The organism is Arthrobacter sp. USHLN218, assembly GCF_037144715.1.
Taxonomy (GTDB): Bacteria; Actinomycetota; Actinomycetes; order Actinomycetales; family Micrococcaceae; genus Crystallibacter.
In genome coordinates, this window is sequence record NZ_JBBCYT010000001.1 from 83312 (window position 1) to 100033 (window position 16722).

Here is a 16722-nt window from a genome sequence, read left to right on the forward strand (position 1 = left end):
CAACGAGTGCGCAGCAGGTGCCCCTTTTCCACGCGAAACGGGGCACCTGCTGCGCAGTCAACTGCAGGGGGCAGGGGCAGCGGCGGGGGAGGGGCGGCTCAGCCGAGGTAGGTCCGGGCCTCCAGGTTGAGCGTGCGCCGCTTCACCTCGATGGCCTTCGTGTAGTAGCCCACGAGCTGCTCGCAGAGCACCGGCCAGGTCCGGCCGCGGACGGCGTCCCGGGCGGCCCGGCCGAAGGCGCGGCGCTTGATGTCATCGCCCACCAGGTCCATGACGTAGCCGCGCAGCTCATCGAGCCGGCCCGGCGTGTAGAGCCAGCCCGTGCGTGAGGGGTTGACCAGGTCCAGCGGCCCGCCCCGGCCCACGGCCACCACGGCGACGCCGGCGGCCTGCGCCTCCTGGATCGTCTGGCAGAACGTTTCGGACTCGCCCGGATGGACGAACAGGTCGAAGCTGGACACCATCCGCGCCAGGTCCTCGCCGCCCTGGAACCCTGCGAAGTAGGCCCCGGGGAGCTTCTGCCGCAGCGTGTCCTTCAGCGGACCCGAACCAATGATGACCAGCCGCGTGCCCGGAATGCCGGACAGCACGGCCAGGTCCTCGACCTGCTTCTCGGCGGCGAGCCGGCCCACAAACCCGATGATCCGCTCACCGTTCGGCGCCACGGAAGCCCGCCACTCGGCGTCGTACTTCTCCGGATTGAAGCGCATGCTGTCCACGCCCCGGCGCCACAGATGCACCCGCGGCACCGAATGCGCATGCAGCTGGTTCATCGCGAAGCTTGACGGGGCCAGCGTCATGGTGGACAGCTCGTGGATGTTTTGCACGTGCTGCCACAGCAGCTGCTCGAGCCAGGGAGCCCCGTAGCGGGCCGCGTACGCGGGCACCTCGGTCTGGTAGATGGAGACGGCCGGCAGGCCCAGCTGGTGCGCCGCCTGCACCGCACGCCAGCCGAGCACGAACGGCGAGGCCACATGCACCACGTCCGGGGCGAAGTCGGCGAGGATGCGCCGGATCCGGGTGACGGTCCCGGCGGCCACGCGGACATTCGGGTAGCCGTGCAGCGGGATGGACGGGAGTCGGTGGACCGGGTAGCCCTGGACCTCGGCGGGCGCCTCGTCGTCCAGCCACGACGAGGCCGGCGCGATGATCAGGGCCTCGTCCCCGCGGCGGCGCAGATGCGCGATCACCTGGAGGAGCGAATGGGTGACGCCGTTCATATGCGGCAGGAACGATTCAGCAACAATGGCTATCCTCACAGTGCCAGCGTGGACGCCGCGGTAGGACGGCGGGGGAGCGGGACGTGACGGCGCGGTGAACACCAAGCCAAAGCCTGACGACGGCGGTGCCTCGCCGGTGCGGGCACGGTCGGCACGCTGTGCCGACCGTGGCACGGGGCATGGCGTGTGGGGATGGCGTCTAAGGTGGACCGGTGACTATTGGACTGCTCGGCGTGATTCTCGTGGCGATCTTCATGGGCTCCGTGGCCCAGCGGATCGCCGGCGTGGGCTTCGCGCTGCTGCTCTCACCGGTCCTGGTCATGCTGCTGGGCGCCCACACCGGCATCATGATGATCAACATCTGCAGCGTCGTCTCCTGCGGGCTGATTGTTCCCCGCGTGTGGTCCCACATCGACTGGAGCATGTTCCGCTGGCTGAGCGTTCCGGCCCTGGCCGGCACGGTGGGCGGATCGATGCTGGCGGTCAACCTGCCGGCCGCCCCGTTGGTCATCGCCGTCGGGGCGGTGGTGATCGCCGCGCTGGCGCTGTCCGTCCTCCTGGACCGGGCCTCCGTCACCGTCAGCGGCAACCCGCCGAAGGCGATCGCCGGGCTCGGCTCCGGACTGACCAATGCGCTGGCGGGGGTAGGCGGCCCAACGGTCAGCGCCTACGCGGTCCTGGCGCGCTGGCCGCAGCGCGAATTCGCCGCCACGCTGCAGCCCTACTTCCTGCTGCTCTGCCTGGCCACCGTCGGCGTGCGGACCTGGCTTGATCCGAACGATGTTCCGCAGCTGCAGTGGTGGATGTGGGCCGCGCTCGCCGGCATGATCGTCGCCGGGATCTGGGCGGGGGAGAAGCTTATGCGGCATATCAAGGACCAGCATGCCCGGACCGGCGTCATCGTGATCGCGTTTGTCGGCGCCGCCGCGGCGATGGTCAAGGGCGTGCTGGACCTGAACGCATAGGCTCCGCAGCGGGAAACCTTCCGACGTGGGCTTTTCTTTAAGCCGCTGGCTTTTATTTTTTTATCGGGTATGGTGTGGATTTACCGATTGTGTTTCTGCTTGAAGGAGCTGGAATGTCAGATAAATCCCCACGCGGTGCAAATAATAAAAAACAGGGAAAATCCGTTAAGGAAAAGCGAGCCGACAAGCGCGCCAAGGCGGCCACCGAGGAGTTCCTCCCGAAGCGCCGCAAGGACGCGCGTTAGTTTGACTGCCGGGCCGCTGCCGTTCTTGGAAATTGCGGCCCGAGCTATAAAGCGGGCGGAGGATCTCCGTTGCCTTCCGCGGACAATGTCGTTCGCGTCGATTTGCCGGAGAGGTTTATCCGCCTGATAGGGGCGGCTGGTTTTCTTTGTGGAAACCGGCCGCCCTTTCCAATTTCCGCCGGATCTTATGCCTCTGTCGAGGCAGTGCAAGGCTCAATTTTGGTGCTGGCCGGCCCCGCCCGCCGTGCGTACCATGAAGCGGGGTGGCCCAGCAGTATCCCAAGGAGCACTGACATGAAATGGGTCCGGCCTGGCGACAGCGACTATGACGAGGCCAGAACAGTCTTCAACGCGATGATCGACCGCAGACCTGCTGTCATCGCCCAGTGCGCCTCCGCCGCGGACGTGCGGTCGGCGCTGATGTACGCCCGCGAGAACCGGTTGGAGGTTGCGGTGCGTTCCGGCGGGCACTCGGTAGCCGGGACGTCCATGAACGACGGCGGACTGGTCATCGACGTGCGGCCGATGAAGCAGATTTCCTTCGACTCCGAAACCCGCACGGCTACGGTCGGCGGAGGAGTCACGTGGGGCGAATTCGACAGGGCAGGCCAGCGGCACGGGCTTGCGACCACGGGTGGCAGGGTCTCGACAACGGGCGTCTCCGGTTTCACCCTCGGCGGCGGGTCCGGCTGGCTGGAACGTTCCTGGGGCCTGGCCTGCGACAACCTCGTCTCGGTGGACCTGGTGACCGCAAGCGGTGAGGAACTGACGGCAAGCGCCGACGAGAACCCGGAGCTTTTCTGGGCGCTGCACGGCGGCGGTGGAAACTTCGGCGTTGCCACATCGTTCACGTTCAGGCTGCATGATGTGGGACAGGAGTTGCTCTGCGGCCTTCTGCTCTGGCCCATCGATGCCGCCAGGGACGCCGCGCTGGCCTACCGCGATTACCTGCCCGCGGCGCCTGCGGGGCTCGGCGGTGCGCTGGCCTGCCTGGTGGCGCCGCCCGAAGAGTTCGTGCCGGCGGACCTCCAGGGCAAGCCCGTGCTGGGGGTCGTGGCCGTCTACGCCGGCGACCCGGCGGAAGCCGAGCAGGCGGTCCGTCCCCTCCGGGAGCTCGCCCCGGCGGTCGACATTATGGCTCCCCGCCCGTACGCCGACTTCCAGTGCATGCTGGATGACCAGCCCGGCCAGCTGAACTACTGGAGCGCCGACTACCACGACGATTTCCCCGACGACGCCGTCGACATCTTCCTCGACTACGGGAAGCGGCTTCCGCATGAGTCCTCGCAGCTGCTGCTGGTTCCGTGGGGACGGGCCGTGGCGCATGTGGACTCCGTCTTGACCCCGATGGCCCGCAGGGACGCCGCCTGGGTCACGCACCCCTTCACCCTCTGGCAGGACCAGGCGAAAACCGGGGACGCCATCGGCTGGGCGAAGGGCTTCCGCCGCGACATCGCCGCCTTCACCTCGGGCGGGGTCTACCTGAACTTCATCGGTAACGAGGGGCAGGACCGGATCCGGGCGGCCTTCGGCGAAGAGAACTACGCCCGGCTGGCGCAGACCAAGCGGAACTACGATCCGGAGAATGTCTTCCGCGGCAACCAGAACATCCTGCCGGCGGCCGCGGAACCTGTCGCACGGTGATCCGGACCTGCGCAAAGAGAGGAGGCGCCGGCGTCGGACGTTCCCCTAGCCCGGCGCTGGCCGGACGCGTAGCGTGGGACGAAACCCGCCAGCAAGGGCCCGGCGCGGCCCGCGGATCAGCGACAGGAGCTCCTGGGCATGAAGGCACTGACGTGGCAAGGTAAGCGGCAGCTAAGCGTCAATGAGGTTCCCGACCCCACGATCCAGGAGCCGACCGACGCGATCATCCGGATCACCTCGACGGCGATCTGCGGCTCGGACCTGCACCTGTATGAGCTCATGGGGCCCTACCTGAACCGCGGGGACATCCTCGGGCACGAGCCGATGGGGATCGTGGAAGAGGTGGGCAGTGCCGTCACGAACATCAAGCGCGGCGACAAAGTGGTGGTCCCGTTCAACATTGCCTGTGGCGACTGCTTCATGTGCAACCTCGGCCTGCAGTCGCAGTGCGAAACCACGCAGGTCCGAGAGAGCGGATCGGGCGCCGCGCTGTTCGGCTACACCGAGCTCTACGGGTCGGTGCCCGGCGGGCAGGCGGAATATCTGCGCGTGCCCTTCGCCAACTACGGTCCGATCAAGGTCGGCGATACCGGGATCCCCGACGAGCGCTACCTGTTCCTGTCCGACATCCTGCCCACGGCATGGCAGGCGGTCGCCTATGCGGATGTGCCCGACGGCGGCACGCTGGCGGTGTTCGGGCTGGGGCCGGTCGGGCAGCTGGCGAGCCGGATCGGCCGCCACCTCGGCTACCGGGTGATCGCAGTCGAGCGGATTCCGGAGCGCCGGGCGATGGCGGAACGGCACGGAATCGCCACGCTGGACTGGAACAAGAACTGCGGGGACGACCTGCGCGAGGTGACCTCGGGCCGCGGTCCGGACGCGGTGATTGACGCCGTCGGCATGGAGTCGCACGGCTCGCCCGTGGCCGCCGCGGCCCAGGCCGCCGTGGGGATCCTGCCGCACCCGGTCGCGAAGCTGGCGATGAGCCACGCGGGCGTGGACCGGCTGGCCGCGCTGCACACCGCCATCGACGCCGTGCGCCGCGGCGGCACGGTGTCCCTGTCCGGCGTGTACGGCGGCGAAGCGGACCCGATGCCGATGCTGACGATGTTCGACAAGCAGATCCAGCTGCGCATGGGACAGTGCAACGTGCGGCGTTGGATCAGCGACCTGCTTCCCTTGGTGGAGGACGACGCCGATCCGCTGGCCTTGTCTGATCTGGTCACCCATCGTGTGCCCTTGGATCGCGCGCCGGAGATGTACGAGATCTTCCAGAAGAAGGAAGACGGCTGCATCAAGGTGGTGCTCCAGCCTTAGCATCGGGGGCGGAATGCGCTCCGGCCCGCGTCGCTGAGCGGTGGTGGCGCCCGGAACTGGCACCATGGAAGCAATGAAACTGACATGGCGACCGGGCGGCCAGAACGGGCTGCCCATGCCCCTTTGGCTCCAGGGGGCCTTCGAACTCTTCCAAAGCGCGCTGCTCTCCGCGATCGTGGTGCTGCTGCCGCTGGTCGGCGTCTGGTTCGCCGACGGGTTCGAGGACCGCAGCTTCGAATCGCTGGCCCGGCTGGGCGGCCAGGCGTGGCTCCTGATCCACGGCGTGCCGCTGCAGCTTGAGGTCCTCATGGGCGCCAGCTCGGCCGACACCCAGCACGGCACGCTCTCGCTCATCCCGCTGGGGCTCTCGCTCCTGCCATTCTTCCTGTGCTGGCGCGCAGGGAGGCGGCTGGCGCGCGCGTCCTACACGGACCAGCTCTGGCAGGCGTTCCTCGGCGCGCTCGGCATCTACGCGTTCGTCGGCGGTGCCACGGCCTACCTGGTGCAGACCGATGAGGTTCGCATCTCGCTCACAGCCGGCGCCCTGATTCCGCTCCTTCCCGCAGGGGCCGGGCTGATCGTCGGCGCCTACCGCGAAGCGAAGTCCTGGGGCCGGCTGATCGGCGTGGACGCGGCCGCGTGGGTGGCAAAGACCAGCCAGCATTCGCGCTGGGCCGGGTCCTATGTCTGGGCCGCCATCCGCGCCGGGCTGCTCGCGACCACCGCGGCCGTCTGCCTGTCCGCGGCTTTGCTGGCCGCGGACGTTGCCTTGCACTGGGCCGAGATTCTCGAAATCTACCAGGAGCTGAGCCCCGGCATCGTCGGCGGTGCCGTGCTGACCGTGGCCCAACTAGGCCTCCTGCCGAATTTCGTCGGCTGGACCCTTGCCTGGTCCAGCGGCGCCGGCTTTGCCGTCGGAACGGGCAGTTCCGTCACGCCGATGGCCACCACCGTGGGCCCGATGCCGGCGTTCCCGCTGCTCGGCGCTCTGCCGACCGGAGAGCTTACCTACGGCCTGGTGGCGCTGGCCCTGCCCGTGCTGGCCGGGGTCCTGGCCGGCTGGTGGTTCCTGCGCGAGGGGGAGAACCACCTCGACGAGTGGCTGTCCATCAAGATGCGCTCCCGCTGGTTTAGCGCATCGGCGTCCACCGTGGTGCTCGGGCTGCTCATAGGCCTCGTAGCCGGCGCCGCGGCCGCGGGCCTGCTTTGGCTCACGCGCGGCTCGCTCGGCGTCGGCCGGCTGGTGGACCTCGGCCCGCATCCGCTGTGGGCCGGACTATGGATCGCCGGAGAAGTGGCCCTCGGCGCCGTTATTGGCCATTCCCTGGGGCCGTGGCTGGAACGCGAACCGCGCCGCGCGAAAGCCGCCGCGAAGGAGAAGTAATCCGCGTCAGTCCTGCGGCTTGAACAAGTTGTTGTACTGCATCAACCGGTCCGAATAGTCCTTGGTGCAGGCCTCCTGCGCCGACTGCGTGACCGCCGCGCGCGTGCAGGCCTCGAAATCGGCGGTTACCGGCCAGAACACGATCTGGGCCAGGCTGGTGAGCAGGAAGAAGCCTGAGGCGATCAGGCCCAGCACGAAGGTGATCCTGAACGTTCCCGGCAGGCCCGCCCGGACGACCTTGACGAGGCCCACGATCGAGACGACTGCCGTCGCCAGGGCGATGGCTGCGGCCGCCGCCTTCCACGGCAGCGGGAGCGAGGACGCCAGCAAGGTGGCCAGCATGAGCAGCAGGACAATCCGCAGATAGAGGCTGGACGTCTTGAGCTGTTCATCGGTCGGCCTCGGCCGCGTCTGCTGTTGCATGGGTTTAAGCCTAGGCGAGCCCGGAGCATAAAGTTGACCGCATGCGCATAGTGGTACTCGTCTCCGGCTCCGGCACCAATCTCCAAGCCGTCATCGATGCAGTCAAGGGCGGAGAGCTCGACGCCGAGATCCTCGCCGTCGGGTCTGACGTGCCGGGCTGCCTCGGACTCGAGCGGGCAGAGAAGGCCGGAATCGCGACCTTCACCGCTGCCCCCGGCGCTTTTGACAGCCGCGCAGAATGGAACCGCGCCCTGCAGTCCCGGATCATGGACTACGCCCCCGACCTGGTCCTCCTCGCAGGCTTCATGCGGATCCTCGACGCCGAATTCGTGTCCGCCTTCGACGGGTGCATGGTCAACACCCATCCCGCCCTGCTCCCTTCCTTCCCCGGGGCACACGGCGTCCGCGATGCCCTGGCTCATGGCGTCAAGATCACCGGCGTCACGGTCCATCTCGTCGACTCGGGCGTTGACACCGGACCCATCCTGGCCCAAGCCGCGGTGCCCGTCCTTGAGGGCGATACAGAGGAGACCCTCCACGAGCGCATCAAGACCGAAGAGCGCAGGCTCCTCGTCCAGACGCTCGCCGCTCTCAGCACCAGCCTCGGCTGAGGCGACGGCGCCATCCGGATTATTTTGGCCTCGGAACCCCAAAGGCCTGTGGATAAGGTTCACGCCCGCTTAAACGTCTGACTACACTGACGGGCAACACCGCCTCATCAGCCGACCAACGGGGGTCTGAGCCACATGTTCCTCACCCACGCACGCCCGCGTGCCCGCCTCGCCGCCAGCGCCCTGCTGGCCGCGGCAGCGCTCGCCCTCACAGCCTGCGGCGGGGACGCCGAAGGCCAACCGGACCCCACGGCATCTCCTGCAACCTCGGCCGCTGCCGAGACTCCAACTCCTACGCCGTCAGCATCGCCCAGCTACAAACCCGCCTCCGCCGACGGGCCCGCCGAAAACGTGCCATTCCCCAAGATGCCCGAAGAAGCCCGGGAAAGGACAAAGGCTGGTCTCGAAGCGTTTACCCGGTATTGGTACGACCTCCTCAACTACGCATACGAATCCGGGGACGTTTCGCCTATTCGGGAAATAACGGAAACATCCTGTAAAAGATGTGGAGACATCACTCAGAATATTGAGGAATGGCATGAAAATGGGCGGTGGCAAGTTGGCGGCACCGTCGAGATCGACGGGACAGGCACAGAATTTGTCTCAAACTCGGCGGGCCAGTTCCACGTATCCGTTCAATTGGCTGCAGAAGGCATCAGATACTACACCTCGGGAGGGAAGCTAGAAGGAACTTCACCCGGTACCGATTTTCTCGTCGACGTCCTCGTTGCAAAATACGAGAAAGGCAACTGGAAAACCATCGACATTGGAGTAGCTGGGGAGATCTAGCAAGTGACTGGCTTTCCTTATCGTTCGCAGTTTCGCCGGACGTTGGCTGTCCCGATTGGTGCCGCAATTCTGGTTTCATCGTTGTTGCCACTTGGATCCGACGCTAGCGCTGCTGAAGGGGACTTGCCAGGCTATGAGTCCGGGTGGGGCAACACCGGGGTGGGTGTGAAGTCCTACTACCCGGTGGCTGGTGAAGGTGGAAGGTGGACTGATAGCCCCCTAGCTCTGCCCGATCCCACCACGGTCTATCGTTATCAACCCGCATGTTTGGACGATGGTCGGGACAATATAGATATCAGTTGTTTGGCAGGTCTTCCGGAATGCGATGACGCGGAAGACGGCCAGGTAATCATTTGGGAAGCGGCGTCGACCGATATTCAGCCACTCCGATGGCGTCAGCTGCAGGGTTACTCGTGCCTTTATTCGGAAAATCCTAATGACGTACTTGACCGGATTGCCGAAGATATTTTGGCAGCTTTTCGAAAGCTGGATATTGCAGCAGGTGATGTGGTCGGTCAGCCCAGTCCTCACACTCTCAAAGGCGCCCACACAAATCTTTATGCTGTGGCAGGTCGACAATCCCGCGACTTCAGGCTTCACGGGCAGGATATCCACCTTGAGGCCAGACCGGTCCAGTACACGTGGAATTATGGCGACGCGACGAGCAAGGCGTACCTGACTCCAGGCGGGCCCATTAATCGCAATCAGTGGGGAAATCCAACGGTCACCAGCCATGTGTATCGGGAGACAGGTGACTACACGGTGGCGTTGACGGTAACTTATAGGGCGACTTACAGCGTCAATGGTGGTCCAGCTGTCGATGTTCCGGGGGAAGCGGACTTCGTCTCTCCAGCTCAGACCATCAGCGTGTGGCGGTCGGTCGTCAACAACTACGCGGATGACTGCCTGGAGAATCCGAATGGGGCTGGCTGCTGATTAGTGGAGTTGGGCGCCCTTGGTTTCGGGCGCGAACTTGGCCATCCAGAGGACGGAGATGACCACCAAGGCGGCGGCGATGGCACAGGACGTTGCGAGGCCGAGGTAGGGCCACATGACGGAGACGAAGATGAGCGGTCCGAAGCCGGCGCCGACGCGGGAGAACGTGGAGGCCCAGCCGAAGCCGGAGCCTCGGAGTTCGGTGGGGTAGAGCTCGGAGACGTAGGCGTAGAGAACAGGGATGGCGATCTGGACTATGAAGCCGTAGATCAGCAGCCAGGTGACGACTGCGGCCGGCACGTCGACGCTGAGGGCGACGACGACCAGCGTGAGCGCGGACAGGGGACCGGTGATGGCGAGGATCCATTTGCGGCCGGTCTTTTCGACGAAGTAGGCGGCGACGATGACGCCGAGCAGGCCTACGGCGGCCATGCCAGCGGTGGTGATGAAGGCCCTGACTTCCGCGAAGCCGGATTCGATCAGGATGCGGGGCATCCAGGTCAGTGCCAGGTAGTAGACAAGGAGAATAGAGAAGAACAAGGCCCAGGCCGCCGTCGTAATTTTCCAGTCGAAGCGCCAGACGGCGCGCAGTTGGTCGACGACGTTGCCGACGGAGAGCCTGGGCGCCGCGGCAGGGTCCGGCAGCCGCCAGTTGGTTGCCGTGCCGCCGGTCTTGCGGACGAGTTCGTCGATGATGCTGCGGGCTTCCTCGCCGCGGCCCTTGCTGATCAGGTACAGCGGCGATTCCGGAACGGAGCGCCGGATCCAGAAGACAAGCAGGGCGGGCAGGACCATGATGAGCATGGTGTAGCGCCAGTCGGCGAAGGTCGCCATGATGGCGGCTGAGACGAAGCCGCAGAGCGCCGCTCCGACCGGCCACCAGCCGTCCATCGCGGTCAGCACTCGGCCGCGTTGGCGGCGCGGGGTGAATTCGCCGACGAGGGCGTAGTCCACGGGAACACAGCCGCCCAGGCCGAAGCCGGCGATGAAGCGGAAGATGCAGAACCAGACGATGTCGGGGGCGAACGCGCCGCAGACGGTGAAGATCGAGAAGACCAGCAGCGTGGCGGTGAAGGCGACTTTCCTGCCGATGAGGTCGGCAACGGAGCCCCAGACGAAGGCGCCGAGGGCCATGCCGATCAGGTTCGCCGTGCCGATCCACGCGGCCTGCGAGGGCTGAAGGCCCCAGTGATCCGAAAGCAGCGGAATGAGCACGCCGTTGAGGGTCACGTCCCAAGCGTCGAACATGAAGCCGAGGCCGCCGATGATGAAGATCTTGCCCTGGACCTTCCATCGCCACGGCAGTTCCTGCACGATCTGGTCGCCGGTGGGAAGCCGCTGGGTTTCGGTCATGGTGCCTTCCGGGGGAGGTGGAACGGAACGGCAGGCTCGATGTGCCTGTGGCTTGGCCTTTTGCTTGATGAGAGGGCTCTCATTTGGCTCTCCTCATTGTCTCACTTTCCCCGGGCAGACTTTCGTGCAGTTGGACATCGCACACCCGAGGAAGGCTCGACATCATGCATAAGCGTAGTTTCTGGATCGCCACCGGTTCGCTCTCCGTCCTGGCGCTCGGCGCGGGGGCAGCGGCTGCCGCAAGCGCGCCGGAGGAGCAGCAGGACCTGGGCAGCAGCACCATCGACCGGGAGGCCGTCAAGGGTGTGACCAGTCCGGCGGAGGCAAAGGTGTCCCCGGCCAGCGTCGACTTGTCCGGCCAGCCGGTCAACACGGCGGTGTCCGCAGCAACCGCCCAGTCAGCTCCGAGCCCGGTATCGGCACAATCGGCCCCGTCCCCGGTGTCCGCACCCACGCCGGTCTCGCCGGTCTCGCCGGCTTCGGCCCCGAGCCCCGTCTCTCCGGCTTCGGCTCCGACCGCCGCTTCCGCCCCCAGCGCGGCCACGGCGGAGTAGCCCTGCGTCCGCGGACCCTCGGGCTGCCCGGCTTCACAGTCACGGGGCGGCCGGGCGCGTGAACTAGACTGGGAGGCAACCCCTACTGAAGAACCTTTGGAGTTTGCGTGAGCCTAAAGCAGCTTGACCGTGTTCCCATCCACCGGGCCCTGATCTCGGTCTACGACAAGACAGGGCTGGAGGAACTCGCTCAAGGTCTGCACAAGGCCGGCGTGAGCATCGTGTCCACCGGTTCCACCGCAAAGCGGATCGCCGAGGCAGGCGTGCCCGTCACCGAGGTTTCGGAGGTGACCGGGTTCCAGGAGTGCCTGGACGGCCGGGTGAAGACGCTGCACCCGCGCGTCCATGCCGGCATCCTGGCGGACCGCCGCCGCGATGACCACGTGGCCCAGCTGAAGGAACTCGGCGTCGAGGCCTTCGACCTCGTGGTCGTGAACCTCTACCCGTTCGTGGACACCGTGAAGTCCGGTGCCGGCGAGGACGAGGTCGTTGAACAGATTGACATCGGCGGCCCGTCGATGGTCCGCGCTGCGGCCAAAAACCACCCGAGCGTCGCCGTCGTCGTTGATCCCTCGCGGTACGCCGAGGTTGTCACCGCGGCTGCGGAGGGCGGCTTTGACCTGAACGCACGACGGCGGCTGGCGGCTTCCGCGTTTGCGCACACTGCTGCGTACGACAACGCGGTCGCCAGCTGGACCGCGGCGCAGTTCGGCGACGGCACCGACGAAGGTAAGGCCTGGCCGCCGTACGCGGGCATGGCGCTGGAGCGTTCCGAGGTGCTGCGCTACGGCGAGAACCCGCACCAGGCGGCCGCGCTCTACGTCGAGCACGGCGCGACCCCGGGCATCGCCCAGGCCGACCAGCTGCACGGCAAGCCGATGAGCTACAACAACTTCGTCGACGCCGACGCCGCGCTGCGCGCTGCCTTCGACCATGCCGATCCCGCGGTGGCGATCATCAAGCATGCCAACCCCTGCGGCGTGGCGGTGGCGACGCCGGGCGCCGAGGACCCGATCGCCGACGCGCACGCCAAGGCCCATGCCTGCGATCCGGTTTCCGCCTTCGGCGGCGTGATTGCCGCCAACCGCACGGTCAGCGCCGTCATGGCCAACACCGTCAAGGACATCTTCACGGAGGTCGTCATCGCGCCGGACTTCGAGCCGGAGGCCGTGGAGATCCTGTCCCGGAAGAAGAACATCCGCCTGCTGACCCTGCCCGAAGGCTACCGGCGCGATCCGGCCGAGATCCGCCAGGTCTCCGGCGGCGTGCTGGTCCAGGTTTCGGACACCCTGGAGGCCGACGGCGACAGCCCGGAGAACTGGACACTGGCGGCCGGCCCGGCCGCGGACGAGGCGACCCTGGCCGACCTTGCTTTCGCCTGGAAGTCCGTGCGGGCGGCCAAGTCCAACGCGATCCTGCTGGCAAATGACGGCGCCGCCGTCGGTATCGGCATGGGGCAGGTCAACCGTCTGGACTCGTGCAAGCTGGCCGTGGAGCGCGCCAACACCCTAGGTGTGGCAGTCGACGGCGGCGCCGACGCGGCCGGCGGAGCGGCCAACGTCGAGGGCGCCGGCGCTCCGGAGCGGGCCCGCGGGGCGGTGGCCGCCTCGGACGCCTTCTTCCCGTTCGCGGACGGCCTGCAGATCCTGATCGACGCCGGCGTCCGCGCCGTGGTGCAGCCCGGCGGTTCCGTGCGGGACGAGGAAGTCGTCGCGGCGGCGAACGCGGCCGGCATCACCATGTACTTCACGGGAGCCCGCCACTTCTTCCACTGACAGATCGACGCCCGCACCTCGGGTAAGTTGAATATCGAGACCCCAATAGAAACCCACATTTCAGGGAGACGCCTCACTCATGGCCAAGATTATCTATACCCACACCGACGAAGCGCCCATGCTGGCGACCTATTCGTTCTTGCCGATCGTTGAAGCCTTCGCTTCGAAGGCCGGTGTGGAGGTGGAGACCCGGGACATTTCGCTGTCGGGCCGCATCATTGCCGCCTTCGGCGACCACCTCACCGAGGAGCAGCGGGTCAGCGACGCGCTGGCCGAGCTGGGCGAGCTGGCCAAGAAGCCGGAAGCCAACATCATCAAGCTGCCCAACATCAGCGCCTCCATCCCGCAGCTGAAGGCGGCCATCGCCGAGCTCCAGGGCAAGGGCTACGCGCTGCCGGATTACCCGGATGATCCGTCCTCCGACGTCGAGAAGGAAATCCGCGCCCGCTACGACAAGATCAAGGGCAGCGCCGTCAACCCGGTGCTGCGCGAGGGCAACTCGGACCGCCGCGCCCCGCTGTCGGTGAAGAACTACGCGCGCCAGAACCCGCACAGCATGGGTGCCTGGTCCGCGGACTCGAAGACCAACGTCGCCCACATGGGATCCGACGACTTCCGCTCCAACGAGAAATCCGTGGTCATCCCCGCCGACGACAAGATCAAGATCCAGCTGGTCGCCGAGGACGGCACCACCACCGTGCTGAAGGACTCCTTCCCGGTGCTGGCCGGGGAGCTCATCGACGGCACCGTCATGCGCGCCGCCGCGCTCGATGAGTTCCTGGCCGCCCAGGTCGTCCGCGCCAAGGAAGAGGGCGTGCTGCTCTCGGCGCACCTGAAGGCCACCATGATGAAGGTCTCGGACCCGATCATCTTCGGCCACGTGGTCCGCGCCTACTTCCCCGACCTGTTCGCCCAGTACGGCGAGCAGCTGGAAGACGCCGGCCTGAGCCCGAACAACGGCCTGGCCTCGATCCTCAACGGCCTCTCCGAACTCCCGGCCGACGTCCGCGAAGGCGTCGAAGCCGCGATCAAGAAGGGCTTCGAGGAGGGCCCCGCGCTGGCCATGGTGGACTCGGACAAGGGCATCACCAACCTGCACGTGCCTTCCGACGTGATCGTGGACGCCTCCATGCCGGCCATGATTCGCACCTCCGGCCACATGTGGGGTCCGGACGGCCAGGAAGCCGACACCCTGGCGGTCCTGCCGGACAGCTCCTACGCGGGCATCTACCAGGTCGTCATCGACGACTGCCGCGCCAACGGTGCGTTCGATCCGACCACCATGGGCACCGTGCCGAACGTCGGCCTCATGGCGCAGGCCGCCGAGGAATACGGCAGCCATGACAAGACCTTCGAGATCCAGACCGCCGGCACGGTCCAGATCCTCGACGGCTCCGGCGCCGTCCTGATCGAGCACCAGGTCGCCCCGGGCGATATCTGGCGCGCCTGCCAGACTAAGGACGTGCCGGTCCGCGACTGGGTCAAGCTCGCCGTCAACCGCGCCCGTGCGTCGCAGACCCCGGCCGTGTTCTGGCTGGACGAAGAGCGTGCCCATGACGCCAACCTGATCGCCAAGGTCAAGGAATACCTCAAGGAGCACGACACCGAGGGCCTGCAGATCGAGATCATGTCCCCGGTCAAGGCCACCGCCTTCACCCTGGAGCGCATCCGCAAGGGCGAGGACACGATCTCCGTCTCCGGCAACGTGCTGCGTGACTACCTGACGGACCTGTTCCCGATCCTCGAGCTGGGCACCAGCGCCAAGATGCTCTCGATCGTCCCGCTGATCAACGGCGGCGGCCTCTTCGAAACCGGCGCCGGCGGCTCCGCCCCGAAGCACGTGCAGCAGCTGCTGAAGGAAAACCACCTGCGCTGGGATTCCCTCGGCGAGTTCCTGGCCCTGGCCGTCAGCTTCGAGCACCTGGCCAACACCACGGGCAACAAGCGTGCCCAGGTCCTCGCGGACACGCTGGACCGCGCCACCGGCACCTTCCTGCTGGAGAACAAGTCCCCGAGCCGCAAAGTCGGCGAGATCGACAACCGCGGCAGCCACTTCTACCTGGCCCGGTACTGGGCCCAGGAACTGGCCAAGCAGGACCAGGACGCCGAACTGGCCTCCGCCTTCGCCCCGGTTGCCGAGGCACTGACGGGCAGCGAGGACCAGATCAACTCCGAGCTGCTGGGCGCCCAGGGTTCCCCGGCCGAAATCGGCGGCTACTACCGCCCTGAGGACGAGAAGGCTTCGGCCGTCATGCGTCCCTCGGCCAAGCTGAACGAAATCCTGGCCACGCTGTCCTAACCGACCGGGCCAGCCCATAACGACGGCGGCCGGTACCTTTCGCACGGAAAGGTACCGGCCGCCGTCGTTCGCGTGGGGCAGCGGATGGCTCTCGAGGTCATGAATTCACGCCGCAGCACACCCGGCTGAAACGATATTCCCTATGCAAACCGACAACTCCTCCCACCCGCAGGCGGTCCGGACCGCCGATCCTGCCGCGGCAGCCACCGACAGCGCGGAAGAACGCAGCGCCCGCGTCGCGGTGACCCTCTTTCCGCTTCTGATCCTCGCCGGCGGCGCGCTGGCGCTGTTCTTCCCCGCGCCCTTCACCGGCCTGGCGGCCTTCATCAACCCGGCCCTGATGCTGATCATGTTCGGCATGGGCCTGACCCTGACCCTGCCGGACTTCGCGCTCGTGGTCCGGCAGCCGCTGCCGGTGCTGCTCGGCGTCGTGGCGCAGTATGTCATCATGCCCCTGCTCGGCCTCGGCGTCTCGCTGCTGCTCCAGCTGCCGCCGGCCCTCGCGGCGGGCGTCATCCTGGTCGGCTGCGCACCCGGCGGCACGGCCTCCAACGTCGTGACCTACCTGGCCAAAGGCAACGTGGCGCTGTCCGTGACCATGACGAGTGTCTCGACCCTGCTGGCGCCGGTCTTCACTCCGCTCCTGACGCTCTGGCTCGCCGGCCAATACATGCCGGTGGACGCCGGCGCGATGGCCCTGAGCATCGTGCAGATCGTGCTGATTCCGGTGGTCCTTGGCCTTGCCGCCCGCATGCTCATCCCCGGCCTCGTGGACCGCGTGATTCCCGCGCTGCCGTGGGTCTCCGTCCTGGCCATCACCTTCGTCGTCATCGCGGTCGTGGCCGGCAGCGCCGAGGCCATCTTCAGTGCCGGCCTGCTGATCCTGCTGGCCGTGGTGCTGCACAATGCCGGCGGCTACCTGCTGGGCTACGGCGCGGCCAAGCTCTTCCGCCTGCCGGTGCCGTCGCGCCGCACGATGGCCATTGAGGTCGGAATGCAGAACTCCGGCCTCGCGGCCGGCCTTGCCAAGACCTACTTCGCACCCGAGGCGGCGCTTCCCGGGGCCGTGTTCTCGGTCTGGCACAACGTCTCCGGTGCGCTCGTGGCAGCCTTCTGGCGGCGCAGCAGCAAGTAGTTCGCGGACCTAGCCCGACGGCGGCCGGTGCCTTTCGCGCGGAAAGGTACCGGCCGCCGTCGTCAATGTGCG

At 66.8% G+C, this 16722-nt stretch carries 15 protein-coding genes; 12 read left to right on the top strand and 3 right to left on the bottom strand.

The features are described from left to right. Positions 1-98: 98 nt before the first annotated feature. Complete coding sequence (locus WFH44_RS00400; RefSeq protein WP_336710829.1) at positions 99-1259, bottom strand: glycosyltransferase family 4 protein; 1161 nt, start codon at positions 1257-1259, stop codon at positions 99-101. Positions 1260-1432: 173 nt separating this feature from the next. Between WFH44_RS00400 and WFH44_RS00405 the strand changes: the two genes are divergently transcribed. The 5 genes from WFH44_RS00405 (at position 1433) to WFH44_RS00425 (ending at position 6775) form a co-directional block, all read left to right on the top strand. Continuing rightward, positions 1433-2185, top strand: a complete 753-nt coding sequence (locus WFH44_RS00405; protein WP_336710831.1) for a sulfite exporter TauE/SafE family protein — start codon at positions 1433-1435, stop codon at positions 2183-2185. Between the two features lie 113 nt (positions 2186-2298). Next, positions 2299-2430, top strand: coding sequence for a hypothetical protein (locus tag WFH44_RS00410; protein WP_336710832.1), 132 nt, complete (start codon positions 2299-2301; stop codon positions 2428-2430). 294 nt (positions 2431-2724) lie between these two features. Continuing rightward, positions 2725-4074, top strand: coding sequence for an FAD-binding oxidoreductase (locus WFH44_RS00415; protein ID WP_336710833.1), 1350 nt, complete (start codon positions 2725-2727; stop codon positions 4072-4074). A gap of 138 nt (positions 4075-4212) precedes the next feature. Then, on the top strand, positions 4213-5391 hold the full coding sequence (locus WFH44_RS00420) for a zinc-dependent alcohol dehydrogenase (protein ID WP_336710834.1): 1179 nt from the start codon (positions 4213-4215) through the stop codon (positions 5389-5391). A gap of 73 nt (positions 5392-5464) precedes the next feature. Beyond that, positions 5465-6775: a cell division protein PerM gene (locus WFH44_RS00425; protein ID WP_336710835.1), complete on the top strand. Its 1311-nt coding sequence runs from the start codon at positions 5465-5467 to the stop codon at positions 6773-6775. Between the two features lie 6 nt (positions 6776-6781). On the opposite strand, the gene WFH44_RS00430 is transcribed toward WFH44_RS00425, so the two are convergent. Further along, positions 6782-7198, bottom strand: a complete 417-nt coding sequence (locus WFH44_RS00430) for a hypothetical protein (RefSeq protein ID WP_336710836.1) — start codon at positions 7196-7198, stop codon at positions 6782-6784. Positions 7199-7239: 41 nt separating this feature from the next. Here WFH44_RS00430 and purN point away from each other — a divergent pair, with 41 nt between their 5' ends. The 3 genes from purN to WFH44_RS00445 all read left to right on the top strand — a co-directional run bounded on the left by purN (position 7240) and on the right by WFH44_RS00445 (position 9534). Next, positions 7240-7809, top strand: coding sequence for a phosphoribosylglycinamide formyltransferase (gene purN, locus WFH44_RS00435; protein ID WP_336710838.1), 570 nt, complete (start codon positions 7240-7242; stop codon positions 7807-7809). A 135-nt stretch (positions 7810-7944) separates the two neighbouring features. Next, positions 7945-8598: a DUF6318 family protein gene (locus WFH44_RS00440; protein ID WP_336710840.1), complete on the top strand. Its 654-nt coding sequence runs from the start codon at positions 7945-7947 to the stop codon at positions 8596-8598. Between the two features lie 3 nt (positions 8599-8601). Then, positions 8602-9534, top strand: coding sequence for a PKD domain-containing protein (locus WFH44_RS00445; RefSeq protein ID WP_336710841.1), 933 nt, complete (start codon positions 8602-8604; stop codon positions 9532-9534). Here the strand turns inward: WFH44_RS00445 and WFH44_RS00450 are convergent, their stop codons facing one another. After that, complete coding sequence (locus tag WFH44_RS00450; protein ID WP_336710843.1) at positions 9535-10887, bottom strand: MFS transporter; 1353 nt, start codon at positions 10885-10887, stop codon at positions 9535-9537. It abuts the gene before it with no gap. A gap of 164 nt (positions 10888-11051) precedes the next feature. Between WFH44_RS00450 and WFH44_RS00455 the strand changes: the two genes are divergently transcribed. The 4 genes from WFH44_RS00455 to WFH44_RS00470 all read left to right on the top strand — a co-directional run bounded on the left by WFH44_RS00455 (position 11052) and on the right by WFH44_RS00470 (position 16650). Next, positions 11052-11441, top strand: coding sequence for a hypothetical protein (locus tag WFH44_RS00455; RefSeq protein WP_336710844.1), 390 nt, complete (start codon positions 11052-11054; stop codon positions 11439-11441). Between the two features lie 107 nt (positions 11442-11548). Beyond that, a complete protein-coding gene (purH, locus tag WFH44_RS00460; RefSeq protein WP_336710846.1) occupies positions 11549-13216 on the top strand; it encodes a bifunctional phosphoribosylaminoimidazolecarboxamide formyltransferase/IMP cyclohydrolase in 1668 nt (555 codons plus the stop codon). 79 nt (positions 13217-13295) lie between these two features. Continuing rightward, positions 13296-15515 (top strand): NADP-dependent isocitrate dehydrogenase, encoded by a 2220-nt coding sequence (locus WFH44_RS00465; RefSeq protein WP_336710848.1) that lies wholly within the window; start codon positions 13296-13298, stop codon positions 15513-15515. 142 nt (positions 15516-15657) lie between these two features. Beyond that, positions 15658-16650, top strand: coding sequence for a bile acid:sodium symporter family protein (locus tag WFH44_RS00470; RefSeq protein WP_336710849.1), 993 nt, complete (start codon positions 15658-15660; stop codon positions 16648-16650). Positions 16651-16722 lie beyond the last annotated feature (72 nt).